Source organism: Streptomyces sp. SCUT-3 (genome assembly GCF_014083985.1).
GTDB lineage: Bacteria > Actinomycetota > Actinomycetes > Streptomycetales > Streptomycetaceae > Streptomyces_H > Streptomyces_H thermolineatus.
Window position 1 is genome coordinate 471,489 of the sequence record NZ_CP046907.1, and the last position, 21,326, is coordinate 492,814.

The following is a 21,326-nucleotide window of genomic DNA, read 5'->3' on the forward strand; positions in this document are numbered from 1 at the left end:
GCCGGGCAGGCGCGGGCATGCGGCGCGGCCGGGGACGCGGGTCAGGACCGGAACATCTCCGCAGGCAGCGGCTTGAGCAGCCGGTACAGGTCGTCGGTGATCGGGCGGTCCCAGGTGGCGATCGTCACCAGGACGCCGTCGCTCCGGTCGAACTGGGCGCAGGCGATGCGTCCTTCGGAGCACTTGATCCGCCGCACGATCAGCAGGCTGTCGTCGTGCATGACGGGGGTGTCCTCGCGCTCCACGACGTGCACCGGCTCGTCGTTGCCCAGGGCAGCGAGCAGTTGGGCGACCTCGAAGGGGACCTCGTCGTCCGCGGTCTCCCGCGCCGGGGAGCCCTCGGGGAGGTTGCCGATCAGCATGGCCGGGCCGCGCCCGCCGAACAGGTCGTAGCGCAGGAAGATCCCCTGGCAGCTGCCGTCGGGGCCGGGCAGCAGGGCCGCCCCCAGGTTGCCCGGCCAGTCGCCGGGGTCCATGGCGAGGACGTCGAAGTCCGGGCCGGTGGGCGTGGCGGAGCGGCGGCGCAGAAAGGACATGGGGTCATCGTACGTGGGGCGGCGCACCGCACCGGTACGGTGTGGCGCCGTTCCCGGGACGAGGCGGGACAGGGCGGGACAGGGCGGGGCGGAACGGCGCGGGGGCGGGCCCGGACGGCCCTCCGGGAGCGGCCTCGGCTCCGGACGCGGCCCCGGGAGCGGTCAGGGCTCCAGGGCCCGGGACAGGCCGGCCCGGTCGGTGCCGGTCTTGGCGAAGACCGCCGAGAGCAGGCGGACGACGGTCTGCTCCCGGAGGCGCAGCTCCCGTGCGATCCCGGCGTTGTCCGTGCCCCGGGCGGCGCGCACGGCGACCGCCCGCTCGGCCTCGGTCAGGTCCGCGTCCTGCGGGGTGCGCAGCCGCCGCGGGCGCAGGCCCGCCGCCGTCAGTTCGCCGCGGGCGCGCCGGACCAGCCCGTCCGCCCCGCAGGCGGCCGCGGCCTCCATGCCCCGGTAGAGCTGCTCGGCCGCCTCGTGGACGCAACCGACGCGGCGCAGCGCCGTCCCGTGGTCGACGAGCGCCACGGCCAGTTCGTGGGCGGCCGGGGACTGCTCGAGCCGGGCGACGGCCTCGTCGAGGAGCCGGACCGCCTCGGCGGGCGGTGCGACGGCGGCCGCGGCGCGCAGCGCCTGGCCGATGCCGCCGGCGGTGCCGAAGGCACGGGCCCGGCGCACGGCGTCGGCCGCCACGTCGCGTGCCCGGTCCGGGTGGTCCGGGGCGAGCGCGAGGGCGTGGTCGAGCTGCCAGCGGCACCAGGCGGGATTGCGCATGCCCCGGGCCTCGAGCCTGCGGCCGACCTCCTCCAGGTGGCGTGCCGCGTCGCGGTGCCGGCCCAGGGCGAGCAGGAGTTCGCCGTGGACGGCCTGGGCGTCGGGGAAGGTGACGGCGGCCGGGAACGGGGCGCGCAGCCGTGCTCGCGGGCGAGTTCGTGCGCCTCCTCGGTGCGGCCGCGGGCCAGCAGGACGACGACGAGCGTGCCCACGGCGTACCACTCGACGGGGAGGCGGCCCGTGCCCATCCGTTCGGCGATCTCCAGCCCGGTGCGGGCGAAGTCCTCGGCCTCGGCCAGGCGTCCGCGGCGGTACTTGAGGTAGCCGAGCAGGGTGTAGCCGGAGGCGAGGTGGCCGCCGCGCCAACCGCGGCGCTCGAACGCGGCGATCCCGTCGAGGAACTGCTCCTCGCTGCGGCCGGGCCGGTCGCAGTACATGAAGGTGGAGGCCACCAGCAGGGGGACTTCGTAGCCCCAGTCGTCGCAGGCCCAGTCCAGGCCGTCGCCGAGGGCGCGCTCGGCGAAGTGCAGGGCGGTGTCCGCCGGTTCGCCCCGGACGACGGCGTCCCAGGCGCGCAGTCCGAGGATGTGCCGGTGGGCGCGGGTGCGGCCGGTGATCCGGTCGGCGAGGCGGGCCAGGCGCCGGGAGCGCGCCGGGGCGTCCTCCTCGTCGGCGCTGAAGGCGCTCCACATGAACTGCTCGGCCCGCATGCGCAGGCGTCCCGGTGCGTCGGTGGCGTGCCGGGCCGCGTCGGCGACGGTGGCGACCGCCTCGGCCATCCGGTCGGTGTGGGCGAGTGCCTGGGCCAGGCGGGAGGCGACCGTCTCGCGCAGCGCGGGAGCGAGCAGGGGCTCCTCCAGGGCGGCCCGCAGGTGGTTGATGGTCGTGGCGGGCTCGTGCAGGAGTGAGGCGCAGCCCAGTTCGAGGAGGACGGCGCCGCGGTCCTCGGGTGCCGGGGGTTCGCGCAGGGCGCGGGCCAGGCAGCGGCGGGCGGCCTCGGGGGCCCCGGAGCCCATGTGCTCGCGGGCGGCCTCGCGGAGCCGGCGCACGACCCACGGGTCGCCCTCGGGGTGCATCTCCAGCAGGTGGCGGGCCGCGGCGGTGGCGCCGAGTCCCGCGTCGAGCACCTCCACCGCGGCCTGCCCGTGCATGGCGACGCGGAAGCCGTGGGGTACGGAGCGGTAGACGGCGCCGGCGATCAGCGGGTGGACGAACTCCAGCTTCCCCCCGCCGTCGGGCGCGGGGAGGGGCCCGTCGTCGGGGACGGCCCGCAGCCGGGCGGCGGGCGCGGGCGCGCGGGGGCGGTCCGCGTCGGGCACGGGGGTCAGGATCCGGGCGCCGCGCAGCTGTTCGACCGCGTGGGCGGCCTCGGTGGGGCCCAGGCCGGCCAGGCCGGCCGCGGCCGCCGGGGAGACCTCGGGGGCGAGGACGGCGGCGGCCCAGGCGAACCGCTTGGCGGCCCCGCCGAGCCGCTCCAGCCTGTCCAGCAGCCCGGCGCCCTTGACCTGGGAGGCCAGGTCGGGCAGCGCGGCGGTGTTCCCGGCCCGCGGTTCGACCCCCTTCTCCCGCACCTTCTCGGCGAGTTCGACGGTCTCGAAGGGGTTGCCGCCGGTGACCGCCCACAGTTGGCGGCAGAACTCCTCGTCGGCGTCCTCCCCCAGTGCCTCGCGCACCAGGGCGCGGACGCCCGCCGGGGTGAGGGGTCCGAGCACGTGCGGGCGGGTGCCGCCCGGGCCCGTCATGGCCCGGAAGGCGGCCGGGTGGGAGGGCTGTTCGTCGGGGCGGTGGGCGAGCACCACGAGCATGGGCAGCTCCGCGGCGCGCGGCGCGTACCCCGCCAGCCAGTCCAGGGACTCGGCGTCGGCCCAGTGCGCGTCGTCCAGGACGAGGACGACCGGGCGCCGTCGCACGCCCAGGTGCGTGACGACCCAGTCCAGGCCGTCCCGCACGCCGGTGGGGTCGGGTGCGGTCCCCTCCTGCGCCGCCATCAGTCCCATGGCGGGTCCGAGGATGCCGTACCAGTCGCCCAGCAGTTCGCGCCGGCCGTCCTCGCCGGCCGCGGCGAGGACGGGCTGGAGCAGTTGGCGGACGACGTGGAACGGGGTGTGCTGCTCCTGTTCGGCGCCGCGGGCGAAGAGGACGGTGCAGCCGCGGGCCGCGGCCGAGCGCCGCACCTCGGCGAGCAGGGTGGTCTTCCCCGTGCCGGCGGGGCCGGCGAAGACGAGCAGGCCTCCGCGTCCGGCGGCGGCCCCCTCCGCCGCGTCCCCCTCCGGGCCGCACAGGTCGGTCAACGCCCCGGTGACGGCTGCTGTCTGGCTCTCGCGCTCGAGCACCCGGCGGCCCGGCCGCCGTCCGTCCTGCATCTCCCTCGCCCCTTCAGCAGGTCGGGCAGGTTCCGCCGAGACTACGCCCGCGCGGGCGGCCGGGGGCGCCTTCCGGCGTCATCGGCCGCCGCCGGGCGGCCGTTGTTCGCGCGGAGCGTACGCCCGGCGCGCGGCCGCCCCCCGGCGCCGGGTGCGCCGGGCGAGCCGGACGCACCGGGTGAGTGCCGGTCAGTTCAGGTCGAACTCCCCGTCACGGGCGCCCAGGACGAAAGCGCGCCACTCCCCCGGGGTGAAGATCAGGGCGGGCCCGTCGGGGTTGCGGCCGTCGCGCATGGCGATGTGGCCGTCGACGAAGGCGATCTGCACGTCCCCGACCCCCTGGCTGCTGGAGAGCCACTCCGCCCCGCTCAGGTCCAGGTCGGGCTTGGCCCCGCCCTGCGGCTGCTGTTGCTGCTCCGCGGTGGTGTCCCCCACGTCGTGCTCCTCCCAGTGTGGTCGTACGCACCCACAGTAGCGATCCCTGCGCGCCGCGCGCACGCCCGTGTCCCGGATTCCCGTTCCCGGCCGCCCCGTTCGGGCCTTCGGGCCGGCACGTCCGCCCCGCCGCCGGCGGCGGAACGCGCGCGGCCCCGGACCTGGGGAGGTCCGGGGCCGCGCGTCCGTGGCTCGGGGCTGGATCAGTCGTGCGGAACGACCGCGACGGGGCAGCTCGCGTGGTGCAGGACCGCGTGGGCGACCGAGCCCAGGCGGGGGCCGACGGGGGCGGCGCGGTGGCGGCGGCCGACGATCACGAGGTCCGCGGTGTTGGCGCGCTGCAGCAGCTGCTCCGAGGCCGGGCCGGAGACGACCTCCGGGGTGATCTGCACCCCGGGGAACCTCTCGCGCCACGGCGCCAGGACCTCGGTGAGCGCCTGGGTCTGGGCGCGCTCCAGGTCTCCCCTGAGGTCGGTCTCGATGCTCATCCCGTAGCCGTAGGCGTAGGCGTACACCGCCGGGAAGTTCCAGGTGTGCACGATCCTCAGGGGCGCCGAGCGGCGGGCCGCCTCGTCGAAGGCGAACTCGAGCAGCGCCTCCCCGGCCTGCTCGACGTCGATGCCGAGGACGATCTCGCCGTACCCGGCGCCCTCCTCGGGCAGGCTCCCGGCGCGCACCGAGACCACCGGGCAGTCCGAGCGCGCGGCGACCGCAAGCCCGACCGAGCCCAGCAGGAAGCCGCTCACGGTGCCCAGCCCGCGGGAACCGAGCACCAGCATCCGCGAGTTGCCGGAGGCGCCCAGGAGCGCCGGCACGGGGAGGGAGGGGAGCAGGTCGGTGGAGACGGGCAGGCCAGGGTGGCTGCCGCGCACCTCCTCGGCCGCCCCGCTCAGCAGCTTCTCGGCCCATCCGTGCATGTCGGTGAGCAGGTCGGCCCACTCCGGCTGGGACCTCCGCTCCCATGCGTGCACCACCCGCAGAGGCAGGTCGCGCAGGGTCGCCTCCCGCGCGGCCCACCGCGTGGCGGCGAGGCTTTCGTCCGAGCCGTCCACACCCACGGTGATCGGTTCCAGCATGGGAGCACCTCCATGTGCCGTTCGTCGTACCGGCCGCGGGTGTCCGCCGCCGGTGTCCACCCTGCCGCTTCCGGCGGGGTGCCGTGCAGGGCCGCAGGTCCCCTTGCGGGGCCGGACGTCCCTGGCCCGTCCGGCTCCGTGGGGGCCGGCCGGGACCCGCCTCCGGGCGGGTCCGCGCCGTGCCCGCCGGAGCGGGTGGCGTTCACCGCGAGGATACGGCTTCGGCCCGTGCGGGCTGCGGGCGGGCGGGGCGGCCGCCGCGCGACCGCGGTGCCGCCACAGCGCCGCCGCGGTGACGCTGCGGTGACGCTGCGGTGACGTCAGAGGTGGTGGCCGCCCCGGTCGTGGGGTCGGAGGGCTTGAGCCCCTGGGTGCGCGAGGCGATGACGGCGGCCTGGACCCGCCGCTCGACGCCGAGCTTGGCCAGCAGGCGCGAGATGTGGTTCTTGACGGTCTTCTCCGCCAGGAAGAGCCGCTCGCCGATCTGCCGGTTCGTCAGCCCCTCGCCGATCAGGGCGAGGATCTCCCGTTCGCGGCCGGTCAGGTCCGGCAGGGTGTCCGGGCCGGGCTCAGGATCGGCGGCCTCGGCGCCGCGCAGCCGCGCCATGAGGCGGGCGGTGGCGCTCGCGTCCAGCAGGGACTGCCCGGAGGCCACGGTGCGCACCGCGGAGACCAGGTCCGAGCCCCGGATCTGCTTGAGGACGTAACCGGAGGCACCGGCCATGATCGCGTCCAGCAGCGCCTCCTCGTCGTCGAAGGAGGTCAGCATCAGACAGGCGAGCCCGGGCATGCGCGAACGCAGCTCCCGGCACACGCTCACCCCGTCGCCGTCGGGCAGGCGGACGTCGAGGACGGCCACGTCCGGGCGCAGCGCGGGGACCCTGACCAGGGCCTGCTCGGCCGTGGCGGCCTCCCCGACCACGGTCAGGTCGGGCTCGGAGTCGAGCAGGTCGTGCACGCCTCTCCTGACCACCTCGTGGTCGTCCAGCAGGAACACCCTGATCGGGGCGTCCGGGGTGGGCTGTTCGCTGTCCGACATGCCTGCTCCTACCTCCTGCGTCGTGGCGGTGCGGGGCCCTGTGCCGGCCGCCCGCCGTCGTCCTGCCCGGGCTCCGGCGGGCTCCGGCGGGCTCCGGCCGGTGCGGGACGGCCGGACCGCGGACCGCCGCGGCGGTCCGGTCAGGTGCGGGCCGGACCGGGGGTCCCGGCCGGCGCCCGCGGCCCGGCCCGTGTGCCCGCACCGGGGCTGCGCGGGGCGGGCCCCTCGGGCCCGTAGCCTATGCGCACCAGCGCCTGGGGGCTGCCCGGGCCGCCGGACGGGCCGTGCACACGCCGCCGCAGGTCCTCCCACTCGAGCGCCCGGTGGAGCACCGAGGCGCGCAGTCCGCGGACGGTGAGCAGCAGCAGTACGCGCTGCAGCGCCTGCCCGGCCAGCAGCCGGTCGGCGGGACGGTCGTGACGGGTGCCCAGCAGGAGCAGGCGGGGGTGCTCCTCGAACCGCAGCCCGGGCGGTCGGCGGTCCGGGTCCGGGGGCGGGGCGGGGGCGTTCCCGCCCCGGGCCCGGCCGTCCCGGGGGACGGTCGCGCACGGGCCGCCCCGGCCGCCCCGGCCGCCGCTCCCCGTACTGCCGCCGCCGGGGAGGCCGATGCCGGGGAGGCCGATGCCGGGGAGGCGGCCGGCAGGGAGGCGGCCGGCGGCGTCCCGGTGCTCGGCCTCGGCGGCCAGGTCCAGCAGCCGTCCGGTCTCCTCCGTTCCCGGCAGGGCCGGCACGGCGCCCTCGGCCCGTGCCGCCGAGGCCAGTTCGGCGAGGATCCCGTCGGGCACCGGGTGGTCGCCGAAGGGCAGGCGGCTGCTGTGGCGGCGCCAGATGGCGTCGTACAGGCCCCGGTCCGGGCCGCACCGGCCCGCCTCCGGCCCGGTGCGCGGAGAGCCGGCCAGCCGCACCGCGGCCAGCAGCCCCGGGTCGGCGGGGTCGGGCAGGACCCGCGTCACCGGCTCCCACCCCAGGTGCCGGGCGGCCACCCGCAGATTGAGGACGGCAGCGCCCGCCGACACGTACGGGCCCCGTCCGTCCCACCCCGCTCCGGGCGGGGAGGGACGGACGCCGGCGCGGATCCCGTCGGCGCGGATCCCGTCGGCGCGGGCCCCGCCGGTGCGGAGCCCGTCCGTCCACGTCCCGTCGGCCCGGACCTCGACGGTGCGGGTGTACGGCAGGAAGCGCAGGCGCCACGGCCGGACGTCGCACAGGGACGGCGCGGCGACCGCGGCGGAGACCAGGGTCTCCAGCGCGGCGGCGTTCAGGACCGGCTCCTGCACGGCGGTCTCCTCGGCGGTGGGCGGGGCCTCGGCGTCGGCCTCCCGTCCCGTCCCAGGTTTCGCCGCGTCCGGGCGGCCCGGCAGGGCCCCAAGGGCGCCCGCGCGCACGCCGTGCGTCCCTGCCCGCACGGGGTCCCGGGGGACCTTCGTCCCTTCTTCGTGGGCCGGTGGCCCCGTGCTGCCGCAGTGGGGCCGCCGGGCCCGGTCCGGGGCCTCTTCCGGCTGCTATACCGGTTCCGGCCGTAGACGCCGCGGCCCGCTCCTCCTCCCCCCGACACCCGGAGTCCGCCATGCTCTCCACCGATTCGGCCGCCGTGGTCCGAGCCACCCTGCCGGTCGTCGCCGAGGCGCTCGACGAGATCACCGCCCGCTTCTACGCCACCATGCTGGGCGAGCACCCCGAGCTGCTGGACGGGATGTTCAACCGGGGCAACCAGGCCAGCGGCGCCCAGCGCCGGGCCCTGGCCGGCTCGATCGCCGCCTTCGCGCAGGCCCTGCTCTCCGACCCCGACACCCGCCCGGACGCGCTGCTGGCCCGCATAGCCCACAAGCACGCGTCCCTGGGCGTCACCGACGACCAGTACACGATCGTCCACAAGTACCTGTTCCGCGCCATCGCCGAGGTCCTGGGCGAGGCGGTGACCCCCGAGGTGGCCGCGGCCTGGGACGAGGTCTACTGGCTGATGGCCGGCGCCCTGATCTCCCTGGAGGCCCGCCTGTACGACCGGGCGCGGGTCGAGCCCGGGCAGGTCTGGCGCCGGTGGACGGTGGTGGGGCGCCGCGAGGAGACCCGCGACGCGGCCTCCTTCCTGCTGCGCCCGGCCGACGGCGCCCCCGCCCCGGAGGCCCGGGCCGGCCAGTACGTGAGCGTGCGGGTGCAGGCCGCCGACGGGGTGCACCAGCTGCGCCAGTACTCCCTGTCGTCCGACCCGGACAACGAGCTGCGCCGCATCACCGTCAAGCGGGTCCGCGGCGCCGACGTCCCCGACGGCGAGGTGTCGAACCTGCTGCACGAGCAGGTGCGCGCCGGCGACGAGCTGACCCTGTCCGCCCCCTTCGGCGACGTCGCCCTGGACGAGGCGGACACCCCGCTGGTGCTGGTCTCCGCCGGGATCGGCTGCACCCCGATGACCGGCATGCTCGGCCACCTGGCGTCCACCGGCTCCAAGCGCCCGGTCCTGGTCCTGCACGCGGACCGCTCCCCCGCCGACCACGCGCTGCGTGCCGAGACGCGCGAGCTGGTAGGGGACCTGCCCGACGCCCGCGCCGTCTTCTGGTACGAGCGTCCCGGGGCCGAGGAGCCGGACGCCCGGGCCGGCCTGATGGACCTGGCCGGGGTCGCCGTCCCCAAGGACTCCACGGTGTACCTGTGCGGCCCGCTGCCCTTCATGCGCACCGTGCGCGGCGACCTGCTGCGCGCCGGGGTCCCCGCCCGCGACATCCACTACGAGGTCTTCGGCCCCGACCTGTGGATCCCCGGCGACGCCGCCTGATCCGCCCCTCCCCGCGGGGGCGGGGGCGGCCCGCTCCGGAACCGCGTCCTGCGGTCCGGCGCGGGCCGTCCCCGCCGCGGGAAGCGGCCTCCGTGCGTACCGAGGGCCCCGAACGGCTACGGTGACAGGGTGGGACGGGCCGGACGCGGCCCGGACGGACTGCGGAGGGTAATGCGGGTGGAAGGCACCGAGGGCGGCCGAATGCGGCTGCCTCAGCTGAGGCTGGACGATCTGCTCACCGAACTCCAGGCCCACCTGGACTCGGCGCGCGGCACCCGCGACCGGGTGCACAGCCTGCTGGAGGCGGTGCTCGCGGTCGGCCGCGAACTCGAGCTGGAGCAGGTGCTGCGGCACATCGTCGAGTCGGCCGTGGCCCTGGTCGACGCCCGCTACGGCGCGCTGGGCGTGATCGGCCCGGACGGGGAGCAGCTGTCGGAGTTCCTGACCGTCGGGGTGAGCGAGGAGGAGACCGCCGCCATCGGCCCGTACCCGCGCGGGCACGGCATCCTCGGCGAGCTGATCCGCCACCCCGAGCCCCTGCGCCTGCCCAAGCTGTCCGAGCACCCCTCCTCGTACGGCTTCCCGCCCAACCACCCGCCGATGAACTCCTTCCTGGGCGTGCCGATCCGGGTGCGCGACCAGGTGTTCGGCAACCTCTACATGACGGAGAAGCAGGGCTCGGCGGAGTTCGACGCCGAGGACGAGGCGGTGCTGTCCACCCTGGCCGTGGCGGCCGGCGTGGCGATCGACAACGCCCGCCTGTACGAGGAGACCCGGCGGCGCGAGCTGTGGCTGCGGGCGAACGCCGAGATCACCCACGGCCTGCTGTCCGGCGGCCCGCGCAGCGAGGTGATCGGCCTGATAGCCGAGCGCGCGCTGGCCAACACCTCGTCCTCGCTGGCCGTGATCGCCGTGCCCATGGCGGACACCTCGGCGCTGACCGTGGAGCTGGCGGTCGGCCGGGGCGCCGAGAGGTTCCGCGGCCTGGTGCTGCCGGCCGAGGGCACCCTGATCGGCGCGGCGCTGACCGCCGGCGGTCCGGTGACCAGCGCCGACTCCTCGGCCGACCCGCGGATCCTCGTCGGGCCGTCGCGGTTCACGGGCCTGGGCCCGGCCGTCGCGGTGCCCATCGGCACCGGCTCGGGGGTGCGCGCGGTCCTGCTCCTGGCCCGCGACCGGGGGGCGCCGGTGTTCACCGGCACCGAGACCTCCCCGCTGCTGAACTTCGCCGGGCAGGCCGCGCTGGCCATGGAACTGTCCGAGCGGAGGCGCGACGCCGAGCAGATCGCGCTGCTGGAGGACCGCGACCGGATCGCCCGCGACCTGCACGACCTGGCGATCCAGCGGCTGTTCGCGACCGGGATGACGCTGCAGAGCGCGGAGCGCTTCATCAGCCACCCCCAGGCGTCCGAGCGGGTCCTGCGGGCCGTCGGGGACCTGGACGAGACCATCAAGATCATCCGGTCCACGATCTTCGGGCTGCGGGCCCACGAGAGCGGCGGCGGCCAGAACCTGCGGGCCCGCACCGTGCGGGCGGTCAGTGAGGCGGCCCAGGTGCTGGGCTTCGCGCCGAGCCTGCGCATGGAGGGCCTGCTGGACACCCACGTCTCCCGGGAGGCCGCCGAGGCGCTGGCCGCGGTGCTCGGCGAGTCCCTGACGAACGTCGCCCGCCACGCCCGGGCCAAACGGGTGGACGTGGCCCTGGAGACCGACGGCCGGGAGGTCGTGCTCACCGTCACCGACGACGGCGTGGGCATCGCCCCCGGCGGCCGGCGCAGCGGGCTGCGCAACCTGGCCGAGCGGGCGGAGCGGCTCGGCGGCACCCTGGAGCTGTCCGCCCCGCCGTCCGGCGGCACGGTGCTGACCTGGCGCGCCCCCTGCCGGGAGGACTGACCCCGGCCGGGAGGACCCGCCGTGCCGACGGTGCGGGCGAGGACCGGCCGGCGCGCAGCCCGGACGCCAGGGGAGCCCGGACGCCAGGGGAGCCCGGAGGATCAGGAGGCCCGGACGGTCAGGAGGCCCGGGCCGTCGCGGCCGCCAGCACGCGGCCGGACACCAGTTCGGGGGCGATCCGGACGAAGACCTGCTCGGCGGCCGGCACCCACGGGTGCGAGCCGGTGGCACGCAGCCGGGCCGACTCCTCCGGGTCGGTCACCACGGAGGCCCTGCCCGTCACCGTCACGCTCCAGCCGGTGCCCTCCGGCTCGTCGAAGCGGTCCGCCTGGAAGGCCACCACGTGCCCGTCCGTCGCGCGGACCAGGCGGGACCGGGCGGAGGTGCACAGCAGCACACCCCGGTCCTCGTCCAGCTGGAAGGTGACCGGGACGACGGCGGGCAGGGCGTCCAGGGTGCACACCACGCGCCCGATCGACACCGATGCCAGTAGCCGGAGGCATTCCTGCCTGCCGGCCTCGCGAGAACCGTCGTGTCCGTGCATGTGCCAATCCTCCGTGCCGGCGGGGACCGCGCGGTAGGGCCGGTGGTCCTTGCTTGTCACCGCCGAGCAGCCCGGCGGGAGGGGGCCGCACCCCCGAAGGGCCTCCCCGGGGCGCCGGACCGCCGGGAGGCGGGCATGGTGGAAGGAGCCCGTCCGGCCCCGCCCGACCGCGGGAGGCCCGCCCGGGACCGGTCACGCTCCCGGCGGCGCCCGGCCGGCGCACCGCGCGCCGGGCAGGGGGCGCGGTCGCAGGGCGCATCGTGCAGTTGTGGAGGAGACATGGCACCGGCACCCGACCGCCGCCCCGTCGTGGCCGGCGTGGACTCCGTCCTCCCCAATCCGGCGGCCCTGGTGTGGGCCGCCGACGAGGCGCACCGGCGCGAGGCGCCGCTGTGCCTGGTGCACGCCCTGGCGCCGCCGCCCCGGGGCCGCCACCACCCCGGTGCGGAGGCCCACCACCAGTCCCTGAGGGAGCAGGGGCGGCAGGCGCTGGAACGCGGCGCCGCCCTGGCCCACGAGCGGTACCCGGACCTGGAGGTGTCCTCGTCGGTCGAGGAGGGACCGCCGGCCCTGGTCCTGTGCCGGCAGGCGGCGCACGCGGAGACGGTCGTCCTGGGCTCGCGCGGGCTCTCCCGCGCCGCGCAGGTGGTCAGCGCCGGCTCGGTGACGGTCCCGGTGAGCGCCCAGGCCTCGTGCCCGGTGGTGGTGGTCCGGGAGCCGGAGCAGTCCGCGCGCCCGCAGCAGCCGCCGCTGGTGGTCGTCGGGGTCGACGGCAGCCTCCCCTCCGCGGCCGCGCTGGAGTACGCCTACGAGGCGGCGGCCCTGCGCGGCGCGGTGCTGCGGGCGGTGTGGGCGTGGCGCCCCCCGCGGTTCGTGCCGACGGACGAGGAGTCCGCGGAGGACGAGCGCCGGCGGCGGCTGGCGCAGTCTCTGGCCGTGTCCGGCGCCGGGTTCCCCGGGGTCGGGACCGAGCAGGAGGTGGTCCGCGGCCATCCGGTGGAGGAGCTGGTCCGGGTGTCCGGGCGGGCCGCGCTCCTGGTGGTGGGCAGGCGGGGCCGCGGCGGGTTCACCGGGATGCGGCTCGGCTCCGTCGCCCACGGCGTCCTGCGCCACGCACAGTGCCCGGTCGCCGTCGTGCCCGCGCCGGAGGGCGAGGGCTGAGCGGGGCGTCCCGGGCGCCGCGTCGTACCAGTCGTGAAGGAGGCGGTCGGATGCCGTCCGTGCCCCGTTCCCCCGTGCCGTCCTTCCCCGTCCTGCTGGACGGGGAGCCGGACCGCGGGCTGTCCCGCTGGCTGTGGCTGGTGAAGTGGCTGCTGGCGCTCCCCCACGTCGTCGTCCTGTTCTTCCTGTGGACGGCCTTCGCGGTGCTGAGCGTCGTGGCGTTCTTCTCGGTCCTGGCCACCGGCCGCTATCCGCGTGCGGTCTTCGAGTTCAACGTCGGGGTGCTGCGCTGGCACTGGCGCGTGGCCTACTACGCCTACGCCGTCCTGGGCACCGACCGCTACCCGCCCTTCACCCTGGCCGACGTGCCCGGCTACCCGGCCCGGCTGGAGGTGGTGCCTCCCGGGCGCCTGTCCCGGGGCCTGGTGCTGGTCAAGTGGTGGCTGCTGGCCCTGCCCCACTACCTGGTCGTCGGCCTGTTCCTCGGCACGGCGCCCGGGCCGGAGGAGGCGGGCCGCGCCGGCCTGATCGGGCTGCTCGCCCTGTTCGCCGTCGTCGGCCTGGCCGCCACCGGCCGCTACCCGTCAGGCCTGTTCGACCTGCTGATGGGGCTCAACCGGTGGGTGGTGCGGGTGGCCGTCTACGCAGCCCTGATGACCGACTCCTACCCGCCGTTCCGGCTGGACGCGGGCGGGGCCGACCCGGCACGGCACGGGGCCGGGTCCCCCGGCGCGGGGACGGGGGACGCGGGCCCCGGCGGGGCGGGACCCGGCGGGGCCGGGAGGGCGCCGTGAACCCCGCGCCGTTCCCCTCCTCCTGTTCCTCCGGTTCCTTCCGCGCGCCGGGACGCGTGCCGCCCGGCACACGTCCCGCGCGGCTCCCGGTGGCGGGCGCAGCGGCGGCCGTCCTGTACGCCGTGCTCGTCCGCCCCCGGCTGCTGCGCTGCGGCGCCACCCGCGAGGAAGCCGGGCGCGCCCTCCCCGGCGACGGCCTGGTCCCCGGGGCCCGCAGCCGCACCACCATGGCCGCGACGCTGCCCGCCCCGCCGGTCCGGGTGTGGCCCTGGCTGGCGCAGATGGGCTGCGACCGGGGCGGCTGGTACAGCTGGGACCGGCTCGACAACGGCGGGCGGCCCAGCGCCAGGACCCTCGTGCCGCGATGGCAGGACCTCGCCGAGGGCGACCGCCTGCACTCGGTGCCCGGCGGCCGCGCGTGGTTCACCGCCGCCGTGGTGGACCCGCCGCGGACACTGGTCCTGCACACGTGCCTGTCCCTGCCCTCGGGCGTCCCGTTCGATCCCGCCGGCCCGCGGCCGCGGGCGTGGACCGAGGGCGTGTGGGGTTTCCACCTGGAGCCCCTCCCGGGCGGGCGGACCCGCCTGCTGGTGCGCACGGTCGGGCGCGACGAGCCGCGCCTGCCGATGCGGCCGGTCTCCGTGCTGTTCGGCGAGCCGGCCCATCTGGTCATGCAGAGGCGTCAGTTCCGCAACCTGCGGGCGCGGGTGGAGCCGGCGCGGACTGACGGGGCCGCCGTCCTGGGCTACCTGCGGTACGTGCCGGTCGGGCGGCATCCGGGGGTCCTCGCGCGGACACTTCGGGCGGGCGTCGGAGCACGGACCAAAGGGTTGTACGGTGGACAACCGGCGCACGCGCCCCGCCCCCCTTGCCCGACCCCGCACCGCCCCTGGAGGTGGCCAGCACCGTGACCACCGTCCCGGACCCCCTGCCGACGGCGAGTGAGCCCTTCATACACCCGGCCCTGTTCTACCGGGCTTGGAGGACTACCTGACCGGGGTCGGCGGCTTCGTCGAGGCCGCGCTCGCGGCGGGCGAGCCCGTCCTCGTCGCCGTGCCCGGGCCCCGGCTCGCCGCGCTGCGCGACCGCCTCGGCCCCGCCCGCGACGGCCTGGCCCTCGTGGACATGACCGAGCTGGGCCGCAACCCCGGCCGCATCCTCGCCGCCCTGCGCGACTTCGCCGACCGCCACCCGGGCCGCGCAGCGCGGATCGTGGGGGAGCCGATCTGGCCCGGCCGTTCCCGGGCCGAGACCACGGAGGCGACGCGGCACGAGGCCCTGATCAACCTCGCCTTCGCCGGCCGCACCGCGACCGTCCTGTGCCCCTACGACGCGAACGGTCTGCCCGCCCGGGTCCTGGCCGACGCCCGCCGCACCCATCCGGTGGTCGTCGAGGACGGCCGCGAGCGCCCCAGCCCCCACTACGCCGACCCCGCGGACGTCGGGGCCGGCTGCGACACCCCCCTGCCCGACCCTCCCGGCGACGGCACCGTGGCCGTCGACTTCTCCGCGGGCCTGCTGTCGGCGGCGCGCCACCGGGCGGACGTCTGGGCGGCCGAGGCGGGCCTGGACGCCCGGCGCCGGACCGACTTCGTCCTCGCGGTCGGCGAGGCCACCACGAACTCCGTCGCCCACGGCGGCGGGTACGGCACCCTGCGCCTGTGGACCGACCGCGGCGTGCACACCGCGGAGGTCCGCGACCGGGGCCGGCTGGCCGATCCGCTGGCCGGCCGCCGCCGCCCCTCCCGGAGTCGGCCGACGGCGGCCGGGGGCTGTGGATGATCCACCAGCTGTGCGACCTGGTCGAGACCCGCGCCGGTTCGGGCGGCCTGGTCCTGCGCATGCACATGGCCGCCGGCGGCTCCTGAACGGCGGGCACCGCCGAGGGGTCGCAGCGGGCGCCTCGGAGGGACCTGGTGCGGGCGGCCGACGAATGTCAATATAGAAACATGTCGAATTCCACGGCCGCGGAGAGACCGGTGCAGGCACCCCCGGAGGCGGAGCCCGCGGTGCCGTGCTGCCCCCCGCTGACCTCGGCGGAGCTGTCCGAGGCGGACGCGCGGACCATGGCGGCGATGTTCAAGGCGCTGTCCGACCCCGTCCGGCTGCGCCTGTTCTCCCGGGTGGCCTCGCACCCCGGCGGCGAGGCGTGCGTGTGCGACATCCAGGACGTCGGCGTCTCCCAGCCCACCGTGAGCCACCACCTGAAGAAGCTGCGCGAGGCGGGCCTGCTCACCTCCGAGCGGCGCGGCACCTGGGTGTACTACCGGGTGGCCCCGGAGGTGCTGGCCGCCATGGCGGCCATGCTCACCCGGCACTCCTGACGCCCCGGCCGCACGTCGCCCCGCGTCCGGCCGGACGCGGGGCGGCGTGCGCGAGCGGGACCCTCCCGACGCTCAGCAGCCGCCGGCGGGGGCGGGGCCGCCGATCTGCAGGACGGCCGGGGCCGCGCAGCAGCCGCCGTCGGCGGCCCCGTCGGCCTCCTCGGCCTCGGGCCGGTCGAACAGGCCCGCCCCGCCGCACACTCCGGTCTCGGGGAGGGTCAGTTCGACGCGCTCGGCGGCCTCGCGGTCGCCGGCCAGGGCGGCGGCGACCGAGCGCACCTGCTCGTAGCCGGTCATGGCCAGGAACGTCGGGGCGCGGCCGTAGGACTTCATCCCCACCAGGTACACGCCCTGCTCGGGGTGGGAGAGCTCCTTGACGCCGTGCGGGTAGACGGTGCCGCAGGAGTGCTGGTTGGGGTCGATCAGCGGGGCGAGCGCGACGGGGGCCTGGAGGCGCTCGTCCAGGCCGAGGCGGACCTCGGAGAGGAAGGACAGGTCGGGGCGGAAGCCGGTGAGGACGACGACCTCGTCGACCGGGTCGGTGCGGCGGCCGTCCTCGGCCACCAGCACCGGGCGCCCGTCGTCGTCGCGCTCGACGGCGGCGGTGCGGAAGCCGGTGACCGCCGAGGCGTGGCCGGCCTCGACTGCGGCCTTGGCCGCGAGCCCGAGGGCGCCGCGGGCGGGGAGCTGGTCGGCCTCGCCGCCGCCGAAGGTGTTGTCGCCGATGTCGCGGCGCAGGATCCACAGCGCGTGCGTTCCCGCCTCCTCCTCCGCCAGGCGGGCCAGGGCCGCGAGGGCGGTGAAGGCGGAGGCTCCGGAGCCGACCACCGCGGTGCGCCGGCCGGCGAAGCGGGCGCGGACCGCCGGGTCGTCGAGGTCCGGCATGCGGTAGGAGATGCGGTCGGCCGCGGCCTTCTCCCCGATGGCGGGCAGGCCGTCGCCGCCGAGGGGGGCGGGGGTCGTCCAGGTGCCGGAGGCGTCGACGACCGCGCGTGCGGTGATCCGTTCCTCGCCGCCGTCGGCGGTGGTGAGGTGGACGGTGAAGGGCTGCCCGTCGCGGCCGGAGTCGACGACGCGGTCCCGTCCGGCGCGGGCCACGCCGGTGACGGTGGCGTTGTAGCGGACCCTGCCGCCCAGTGCGTCGGCGAGCGGCTGGAGGTACCGCTCCGCCCAGTCGCCGCCGGTGGGACAGGCGGATCCGTCGGGGCGGACCCAGCCGGTGGGGGCCAGCAGCTTCTCCGCCGCCGGGTCGACGACCTCGTCCCAGGTGGAGAACAGCGGCACGTGGCTCCACTCGCGCACGGAGGCGGCGGCCGAGGCACCGGCCTCCAGGACCAGCGGCTCGAGACCGCGCTCGACCAGGCGGGCGGCGGCGGCCAGGCCCACGGGGCCGGCCCCGATCACGACGACGGGCGGTTCGGCGGTGGGTGCGCTCATGGCAGGCGTGTCCTTACGTCCTCGTGCGGCCGGTGCAGCAGGGAAGGCCCGGTCGGCCGCTCGCTTCGATGTGCGTCGATGTGCGTCTATGTGAAGGAGCTTGCCACTCCGCATCGACAGACGTCAACATAGACGCATGTCGAAATTGAATGCGAAGAGCTTACGAAGCCCCTGGAGAGGCCCCCGAGCCGGCCTTCCGGCCCCGGGGGCTCCCGGAGAACCGCCGCACACGACCGCGGTCCGACACCGACCGGCACCGCCGGCGCCGTCCGGCACCCCCGGCACCGACCCGCCCCCGAAGGAGCGCCCTCCGGTGGAACACGCCGACCTCGCCGTCATCGGCGCAGGCCAGGCCGGGCTCGCCACCGCGGCCGCCGCGCCCGCCCACGGCTTCACCCCGCTCGTCCTCGAGGCGGCCGACGCCCCGGGAGGGGCCTGGCCGCACTACTACGACAGCCTCACCCTCTTCTCCCCGGCGAGGTACTCGGCGCTTCCCGGCCGCCCCTTCCCCGGCGACCCCGACCGCTGTCCGGGCCGGGACGAGGTGGTGGCCTACCTGCGCGACTACGCCGCCGCGCTGGACGCCGACATCCGCACCCGCACCCGGGTGACCTCCCTGCGCCGCGAGGACGGCGCCTGGACCGTCACCGCCGAGGACGGCAGGACGTGGTCGGCACGGGCCGTGGTCTGCGCGACCGGTGACTACACCACTCCCCACCGGCCCGACCTGCCCGGCCGGGACGGCTTCACCGGCACCCTGCTGCACGCGGCCGACTACCGCCGCCCCGACGGCTTCGCCGGCCGGCGGGTCGTGGTGGTGGGCGGCGGGAACTCCGCGGTGCAGATCGCCGCCGAGCTCGGCGCCGTCGCCGACACCACCCTGGCCACCCGCCGCCCCCTCGCCTGGACACCGCAGCGCCCGCTCGGCCGCGACCTGCACCGGTGGCTGAAGCACACCCGCCTGGACACCGCCCCTCTCACCCGGCTGTGGCAGAGGCTGCCGGTCTCCGTCCTCGACGACGGCCGGTACCGCGCGGCCCTGGAGGCCGGCGGCGTGGACCGCCGCGAGATGTTCACCCGCTTCGAGGACGACGGCGTCGCCTGGGCCGACGGCACGCGCGAGAAGGTCGACGCGGTGGTGCTGGCCACCGGCTACCGCCCCGCGTTCCCCCACCTCGCAGGCACCGGGGCCCTGGACGCCGGAGGCAGGCCCCTGCACCGCGGCGGCCTCTCCACCACCGTGCCGGGCCTGGGCTACGTCGGCATGGAGTTCCAGCGCGGCTTCTCCTCCAAGACCCTGCGCGGCGTCGGCCGGGACGCCGCGCACGTCCTGAGGCACCTGCGGAGTTGACTCCCTGCCGCCCCGGAAGGCGGCCTCGGTCCCCGGACACCCGTCGGACTTCGCGTCCTGTGGCCGCCGAACGCGTGCGACGGCGGAACCACCGGCCGGGGGCGCCTTCCGGGCCACGAGGCTCCGGCGCCTCCGGGTGCCGCGGCTGCCGCCCACCGGCTGAAGACGGACTCCCCGCGCCGCATTCAGGTGGTCGCGGTCGACGCGTGCTGCCCGGCCCCGGAAGGGTCACGAGGAATCCGCCACCGTCCGGCATCCGCCACGACGGAACCGGGAACCCCTGAACGCCCGCCGGTTCACACGTCCGGGCTCGCCGGGGACCGGCCGAGCAGGGCGGCGATCTCGCGGGCGGCGTCGCGGGCGGGGCGGCCGACGCCGATCAGGGTGGCCGAGGCCGGGCCGGTCCAGTCGCCGTAGCCGAGCAGGTGCAGCCTCGGTTCGCCGACGGCCCGGGTGCCGTCGGTGGGGATGCGGCCGCGGGCGCCGCGCAGACCGAGCGGGGCGAGGTGGGCCAGCGCCGGGCGGAAGCCGGTGCACCAGATCACCGCGTCCGCCTCCGCGCGCGTGCCGTCGGTCCACTCCACGCCGTCCTCGGTGAGGCGGGTGAACATCGGCTGGGCCTTGAGCAGGCCCGCGTCGCGGGCCGCGCGGACCGGCGGCACGGCGACGACGTCACCGAGGGAGGCGACGCCGCCGGTGTCGGCGCGGCCTGCCTCCAGGGCGCGGCGGCGGGCGGTGGCCACGTCGAACAGGGCGCGGCCGTCGATGTCGTCGGGCAGGAAGCGGGGCGGGCGCAGGGTCGCCCAGGTGAGGTCGATGCCGGCCGGGGCGAGGTCGGCGGCGATCTGCGCGCCGGAGTTCCCGCCGCCGACCACGACGACCCGCTGCCCGGCGAAGTCGGCGGGGCGGCGGTAGTCCACGGTGTGCAGCTGCCGTCCGGCGAAGGCCTCCCGGCCGGGGACGGCGGGGACGAACGGGCGCCACCAGGTGCCCGTCGCGGAGACCACCGCGCGGGCCGACCAGGTGCCCGCGTCGGTCTCCACGCGCAGCCGGGCGCTGTCGCGGCGGACGGCGCCGACCCGCACGGGACGGTGGACGGGCAGGCCGTAGCGGCGCTCGTAGTCGGTGAGGTACTCCGCCACGTGCCGGGCGTCCGGGTACTCCTGGCCGGCCTGTGCGGGCATGGGCCGACCGGGCAGCGAGGAGTGGGCGGCCGGGGAGAACAGGTGGAGGGAGTCCCACGCGTGCCGCCACGCCCCGCCGGGCTCGGCCTGCGCGTCGAGGACGGCGAAGCCGACCCCGAGGCGGCGCAGGTGGTAGCCGGCGGCGAGCCCTGCCTGGCCGCCGCCGACCACCACCACGTCCACCGCGTGCGTCACGGGGCCGTCGTCACGGCGTCGGTGCCGAACTTCTTGCGCCAGGCCAGGGCGACGTAGACCAGTCCGACGAGGACGGGGACCTCGATCAGCGGCCCGACGACGCCGGACAGCGCCTGGCCGGAGGTGACGCCGAAGGTGGCGATGGCGACCGCGATGGCCAGTTCGAAGTTGTTGCCGGCGGCGGTGAAGGCCAGGGTGGCGGTGCGGTCGTAGGCCAGGCCGATCGCCTTGCCCAGGACGAAGCTGCCGAAGAACATGATCGCGAAGTAGGCCAGCAGGGGCAGCGCGATCCGGGCGACGTCCCACGGCTTGGAGGTGATGGTCTCCCCCTGCAGGGCGAAGAGGATCACGATGGTGAACAGCAGGCCGTACAGCGCCCACGGGCCGATCCTCGGCAGGAACCTGCTCTCGTACGACTCGCGGCCCATCCTCCTCTCCCCGATGCGGCGGGTGAGGAACCCGGCCAGCAGCGGCACGCCGAGGAAGATGACGACGTTGAGCGCGATCTCCCACATCGAGACGTCCAGGCCGGTGCCGTCGCCCAGGCCGAGCCAGCCGGGGAGCAGGTCGAGGTAGAACCAGCCGAGCAGGCCGAAGGCGAGGACCTGGAAGACGGAGTTGAGGGCGACGAGGACGGCGGCGGCCTCGCGGTCTCCGCAGGCCAGGTCGTTCCAGATGATGACCATCGCGATGCAGCGGGCGAGTCCGACGACGATCAGCCCGGTGCGGTACTCGGGCAGGTCGGGCAGGAAGGTCCAGGCGAGGGCGAACATCACCGCCGGCCCGACGACCCAGTTGACCACCAGCGAGGAGGCCATCAGCTTCTTGTCGCCGGTGACGGTGTCGAGCCGGTCGTAGCGGACCTTGGCCAGCACCGGGTACATCATGACCAGCAGGCCGAGCGCGATCGGCAGCGAGATCCCGCCGATCTCGACGGCGGCCAGGGCGTCGCCCATGCCGGGGACGACGCGGCCGAGGCCGAGGCCGACCGCCATGGCGAGCAGGATCCACACCGCCAGGTAGCGGTCGAGGGTGGAGAGCCCGGCGGTGACCGCCTGCTCCCCGGTGGCGGCCCGCGGGGCGGTCGCGGGTTCGGTGCTGGTCACGGGCAGGACCTCTTCGTATCGGCGGCAAGGGTGGTGCGGGCGGCGGCGGCGAGGTCGGCGAAGGCTCCGGCCAGGGCGTCGAGGACCTCGGGGCGCAGCCGGTAGTAGGTGAAGCGCCCGCACGGCTCGGTCTCGACGACGCCGGCCTCGCGCAGCACCCGCAGGTGGTTGGACAGGTTGGTCTGCTTCGCCCCGGTCTCGTCCACCAGGTGGGTGGTGCACAGGGTCTCTCGGGCGAGCAGCTGCACGATCCGGAACCTGAGCGGGTCGGCCAGGACCCGGATCACTTCAGCGTCGACTGACGTCATCATGCACTGATACTCTCACATCAGTGGTGGCTGACACCACCG

19 protein-coding genes and 1 pseudogene are annotated in these 21,326 nt (G+C 76.7%); 8 read left to right on the forward strand and 12 right to left on the reverse strand.

What is annotated here, in order from left to right; translation table 11 throughout:
• Window positions 1-41 precede the first annotated feature (41 nt).
• The 7 genes and pseudogenes from GQS52_RS02130 to GQS52_RS02155 all read right to left on the reverse strand — a co-directional run bounded on the left by GQS52_RS02130 (window position 42) and on the right by GQS52_RS02155 (window position 7,602).
• Window positions 42-536 (reverse strand): hypothetical protein, encoded by a 495-nt coding sequence (locus GQS52_RS02130; RefSeq protein WP_182311398.1) that lies wholly within the window; start codon window positions 534-536, stop codon window positions 42-44.
• A gap of 162 nt (window positions 537-698) precedes the next feature.
• Entirely contained in the window at window positions 699-980 is a 282-nt protein-coding gene (locus tag GQS52_RS28325; protein ID WP_346268214.1) for a hypothetical protein, read from the reverse strand.
• Window positions 920-3,667 carry an AAA family ATPase gene (locus GQS52_RS02135; RefSeq protein ID WP_346268215.1) on the reverse strand — a complete coding sequence of 916 codons (2,748 nt, stop codon included), beginning with the start codon at window positions 3,665-3,667 and terminating at the stop codon, window positions 920-922. The genes GQS52_RS28325 and GQS52_RS02135 overlap by 61 nt, the downstream gene beginning before the upstream one ends.
• A 189-nt stretch (window positions 3,668-3,856) precedes the next feature.
• Window positions 3,857-4,102, reverse strand: coding sequence for a DUF397 domain-containing protein (locus GQS52_RS02140; protein ID WP_182311399.1), 246 nt, complete (start codon window positions 4,100-4,102; stop codon window positions 3,857-3,859).
• A 203-nt stretch (window positions 4,103-4,305) separates the two neighbouring features.
• On the reverse strand, window positions 4,306-5,178 hold the full coding sequence (locus GQS52_RS02145; RefSeq protein ID WP_182311400.1) for a universal stress protein: 873 nt from the start codon (window positions 5,176-5,178) through the stop codon (window positions 4,306-4,308).
• Between the two features lie 373 nt (window positions 5,179-5,551).
• Window positions 5,552-6,217: pseudogene (locus GQS52_RS02150) on the reverse strand (response regulator transcription factor); the annotation flags it as partial.
• 140 nt (window positions 6,218-6,357) lie between these two features.
• Window positions 6,358-7,602 (reverse strand): hypothetical protein, encoded by a 1,245-nt coding sequence (locus GQS52_RS02155; protein ID WP_259370519.1) that lies wholly within the window; start codon window positions 7,600-7,602, stop codon window positions 6,358-6,360.
• 182 nt (window positions 7,603-7,784) lie between these two features.
• Between GQS52_RS02155 and GQS52_RS02160 the strand changes: the two genes are divergently transcribed.
• Window positions 7,785-8,987: a globin domain-containing protein gene (locus tag GQS52_RS02160; RefSeq protein WP_182311402.1), complete on the forward strand. Its 1,203-nt coding sequence runs from the start codon at window positions 7,785-7,787 to the stop codon at window positions 8,985-8,987.
• 201 nt (window positions 8,988-9,188) lie between these two features.
• Window positions 9,189-10,880, forward strand: coding sequence for a GAF domain-containing protein (locus tag GQS52_RS02165; protein WP_275946449.1), 1,692 nt, complete (start codon window positions 9,189-9,191; stop codon window positions 10,878-10,880).
• A 118-nt stretch (window positions 10,881-10,998) separates the two neighbouring features.
• On the opposite strand, the gene GQS52_RS02170 is transcribed toward GQS52_RS02165, so the two are convergent.
• Window positions 10,999-11,424: a pyridoxamine 5'-phosphate oxidase family protein gene (locus GQS52_RS02170; protein WP_182311404.1), complete on the reverse strand. Its 426-nt coding sequence runs from the start codon at window positions 11,422-11,424 to the stop codon at window positions 10,999-11,001.
• A gap of 279 nt (window positions 11,425-11,703) precedes the next feature.
• Between GQS52_RS02170 and GQS52_RS02175 the strand changes: the two genes are divergently transcribed.
• From GQS52_RS02175 to GQS52_RS02195, 5 genes are all read left to right on the forward strand, one after another.
• Entirely contained in the window at window positions 11,704-12,585 is an 882-nt protein-coding gene (locus tag GQS52_RS02175) for a universal stress protein (RefSeq protein ID WP_182311405.1), read from the forward strand.
• A 50-nt stretch (window positions 12,586-12,635) separates the two neighbouring features.
• Window positions 12,636-13,379, forward strand: coding sequence for a DUF4389 domain-containing protein (locus GQS52_RS02180; protein ID WP_182311406.1), 744 nt, complete (start codon window positions 12,636-12,638; stop codon window positions 13,377-13,379).
• 89 nt (window positions 13,380-13,468) lie between these two features.
• Window positions 13,469-14,290, forward strand: a complete 822-nt coding sequence (locus tag GQS52_RS02185) for a hypothetical protein (protein WP_182311407.1) — start codon at window positions 13,469-13,471, stop codon at window positions 14,288-14,290.
• 67 nt (window positions 14,291-14,357) lie between these two features.
• Window positions 14,358-15,161 carry a sensor histidine kinase gene (locus tag GQS52_RS02190; protein WP_346268216.1) on the forward strand — a complete coding sequence of 268 codons (804 nt, stop codon included), beginning with the start codon at window positions 14,358-14,360 and terminating at the stop codon, window positions 15,159-15,161.
• Between the two features lie 167 nt (window positions 15,162-15,328).
• Window positions 15,329-15,703, forward strand: coding sequence for a metalloregulator ArsR/SmtB family transcription factor (locus GQS52_RS02195; RefSeq protein ID WP_182311408.1), 375 nt, complete (start codon window positions 15,329-15,331; stop codon window positions 15,701-15,703).
• 72 nt (window positions 15,704-15,775) lie between these two features.
• Here GQS52_RS02195 and GQS52_RS02200 read toward each other — a convergent pair whose 3' ends face one another.
• Window positions 15,776-17,140, reverse strand: coding sequence for an NAD(P)-binding domain-containing protein (locus GQS52_RS02200; RefSeq protein ID WP_182311409.1), 1,365 nt, complete (start codon window positions 17,138-17,140; stop codon window positions 15,776-15,778).
• A gap of 313 nt (window positions 17,141-17,453) precedes the next feature.
• On the opposite strand from GQS52_RS02200, the gene GQS52_RS02205 reads away from it, so the two are divergent.
• Window positions 17,454-18,491: an FAD-dependent oxidoreductase gene (locus GQS52_RS02205; protein ID WP_182311410.1), complete on the forward strand. Its 1,038-nt coding sequence runs from the start codon at window positions 17,454-17,456 to the stop codon at window positions 18,489-18,491.
• Between the two features lie 296 nt (window positions 18,492-18,787).
• On the opposite strand, the gene GQS52_RS02210 is transcribed toward GQS52_RS02205, so the two are convergent.
• From GQS52_RS02210 to GQS52_RS02220, 3 genes are read right to left on the reverse strand one after another with little or no spacing between them, the layout of a single operon-like run.
• Entirely contained in the window at window positions 18,788-19,870 is a 1,083-nt protein-coding gene (locus tag GQS52_RS02210; protein WP_182311411.1) for an ArsO family NAD(P)H-dependent flavin-containing monooxygenase, read from the reverse strand.
• Window positions 19,867-20,976, reverse strand: coding sequence for an ACR3 family arsenite efflux transporter (arsB, locus tag GQS52_RS02215; RefSeq protein WP_182311412.1), 1,110 nt, complete (start codon window positions 20,974-20,976; stop codon window positions 19,867-19,869). The genes GQS52_RS02210 and arsB overlap by 4 nt, the downstream gene beginning before the upstream one ends.
• Window positions 20,973-21,287, reverse strand: coding sequence for a metalloregulator ArsR/SmtB family transcription factor (locus GQS52_RS02220; RefSeq protein ID WP_182311413.1), 315 nt, complete (start codon window positions 21,285-21,287; stop codon window positions 20,973-20,975). The genes arsB and GQS52_RS02220 overlap by 4 nt, the downstream gene beginning before the upstream one ends.
• Between the last annotated feature and the right edge of the window lie 39 nt (window positions 21,288-21,326).

What these genes read in the sequence shown, in the direction of transcription:
- GQS52_RS02130 (WP_182311398.1), bottom strand. Translation starts at nt 536, where the DNA reads ATGTCCTTTCTGCGCCGCCGCTCCGCCACGCCCACCGGCCCGGACTTC.
- GQS52_RS02200 (WP_182311409.1), bottom strand. Translation starts at nt 17,140, where the DNA reads ATGAGCGCACCCACCGCCGAACCGCCCGTCGTCGTGATCGGGGCCGGC.
- GQS52_RS02195 (WP_182311408.1), top strand. Translation starts at nt 15,329, where the DNA reads ATGTCGAATTCCACGGCCGCGGAGAGACCGGTGCAGGCACCCCCGGAG.
- GQS52_RS02220 (WP_182311413.1), bottom strand. Translation starts at nt 21,287, where the DNA reads ATGATGACGTCAGTCGACGCTGAAGTGATCCGGGTCCTGGCCGACCCG.
- GQS52_RS02165 (WP_275946449.1), top strand. Translation starts at nt 9,189, where the DNA reads ATGCGGCTGCCTCAGCTGAGGCTGGACGATCTGCTCACCGAACTCCAG.
- GQS52_RS02145 (WP_182311400.1), bottom strand. Translation starts at nt 5,178, where the DNA reads ATGCTGGAACCGATCACCGTGGGTGTGGACGGCTCGGACGAAAGCCTC.
- GQS52_RS02170 (WP_182311404.1), bottom strand. Translation starts at nt 11,424, where the DNA reads ATGCACGGACACGACGGTTCTCGCGAGGCCGGCAGGCAGGAATGCCTC.
- GQS52_RS02135 (WP_346268215.1), bottom strand. Translation starts at nt 3,667, where the DNA reads ATGCAGGACGGACGGCGGCCGGGCCGCCGGGTGCTCGAGCGCGAGAGC.
- GQS52_RS02160 (WP_182311402.1), top strand. Translation starts at nt 7,785, where the DNA reads ATGCTCTCCACCGATTCGGCCGCCGTGGTCCGAGCCACCCTGCCGGTC.
- GQS52_RS02175 (WP_182311405.1), top strand. Translation starts at nt 11,704, where the DNA reads ATGGCACCGGCACCCGACCGCCGCCCCGTCGTGGCCGGCGTGGACTCC.
- GQS52_RS28325 (WP_346268214.1), bottom strand. Translation starts at nt 980, where the DNA reads ATGGAGGCCGCGGCCGCCTGCGGGGCGGACGGGCTGGTCCGGCGCGCC.
- GQS52_RS02180 (WP_182311406.1), top strand. Translation starts at nt 12,636, where the DNA reads ATGCCGTCCGTGCCCCGTTCCCCCGTGCCGTCCTTCCCCGTCCTGCTG.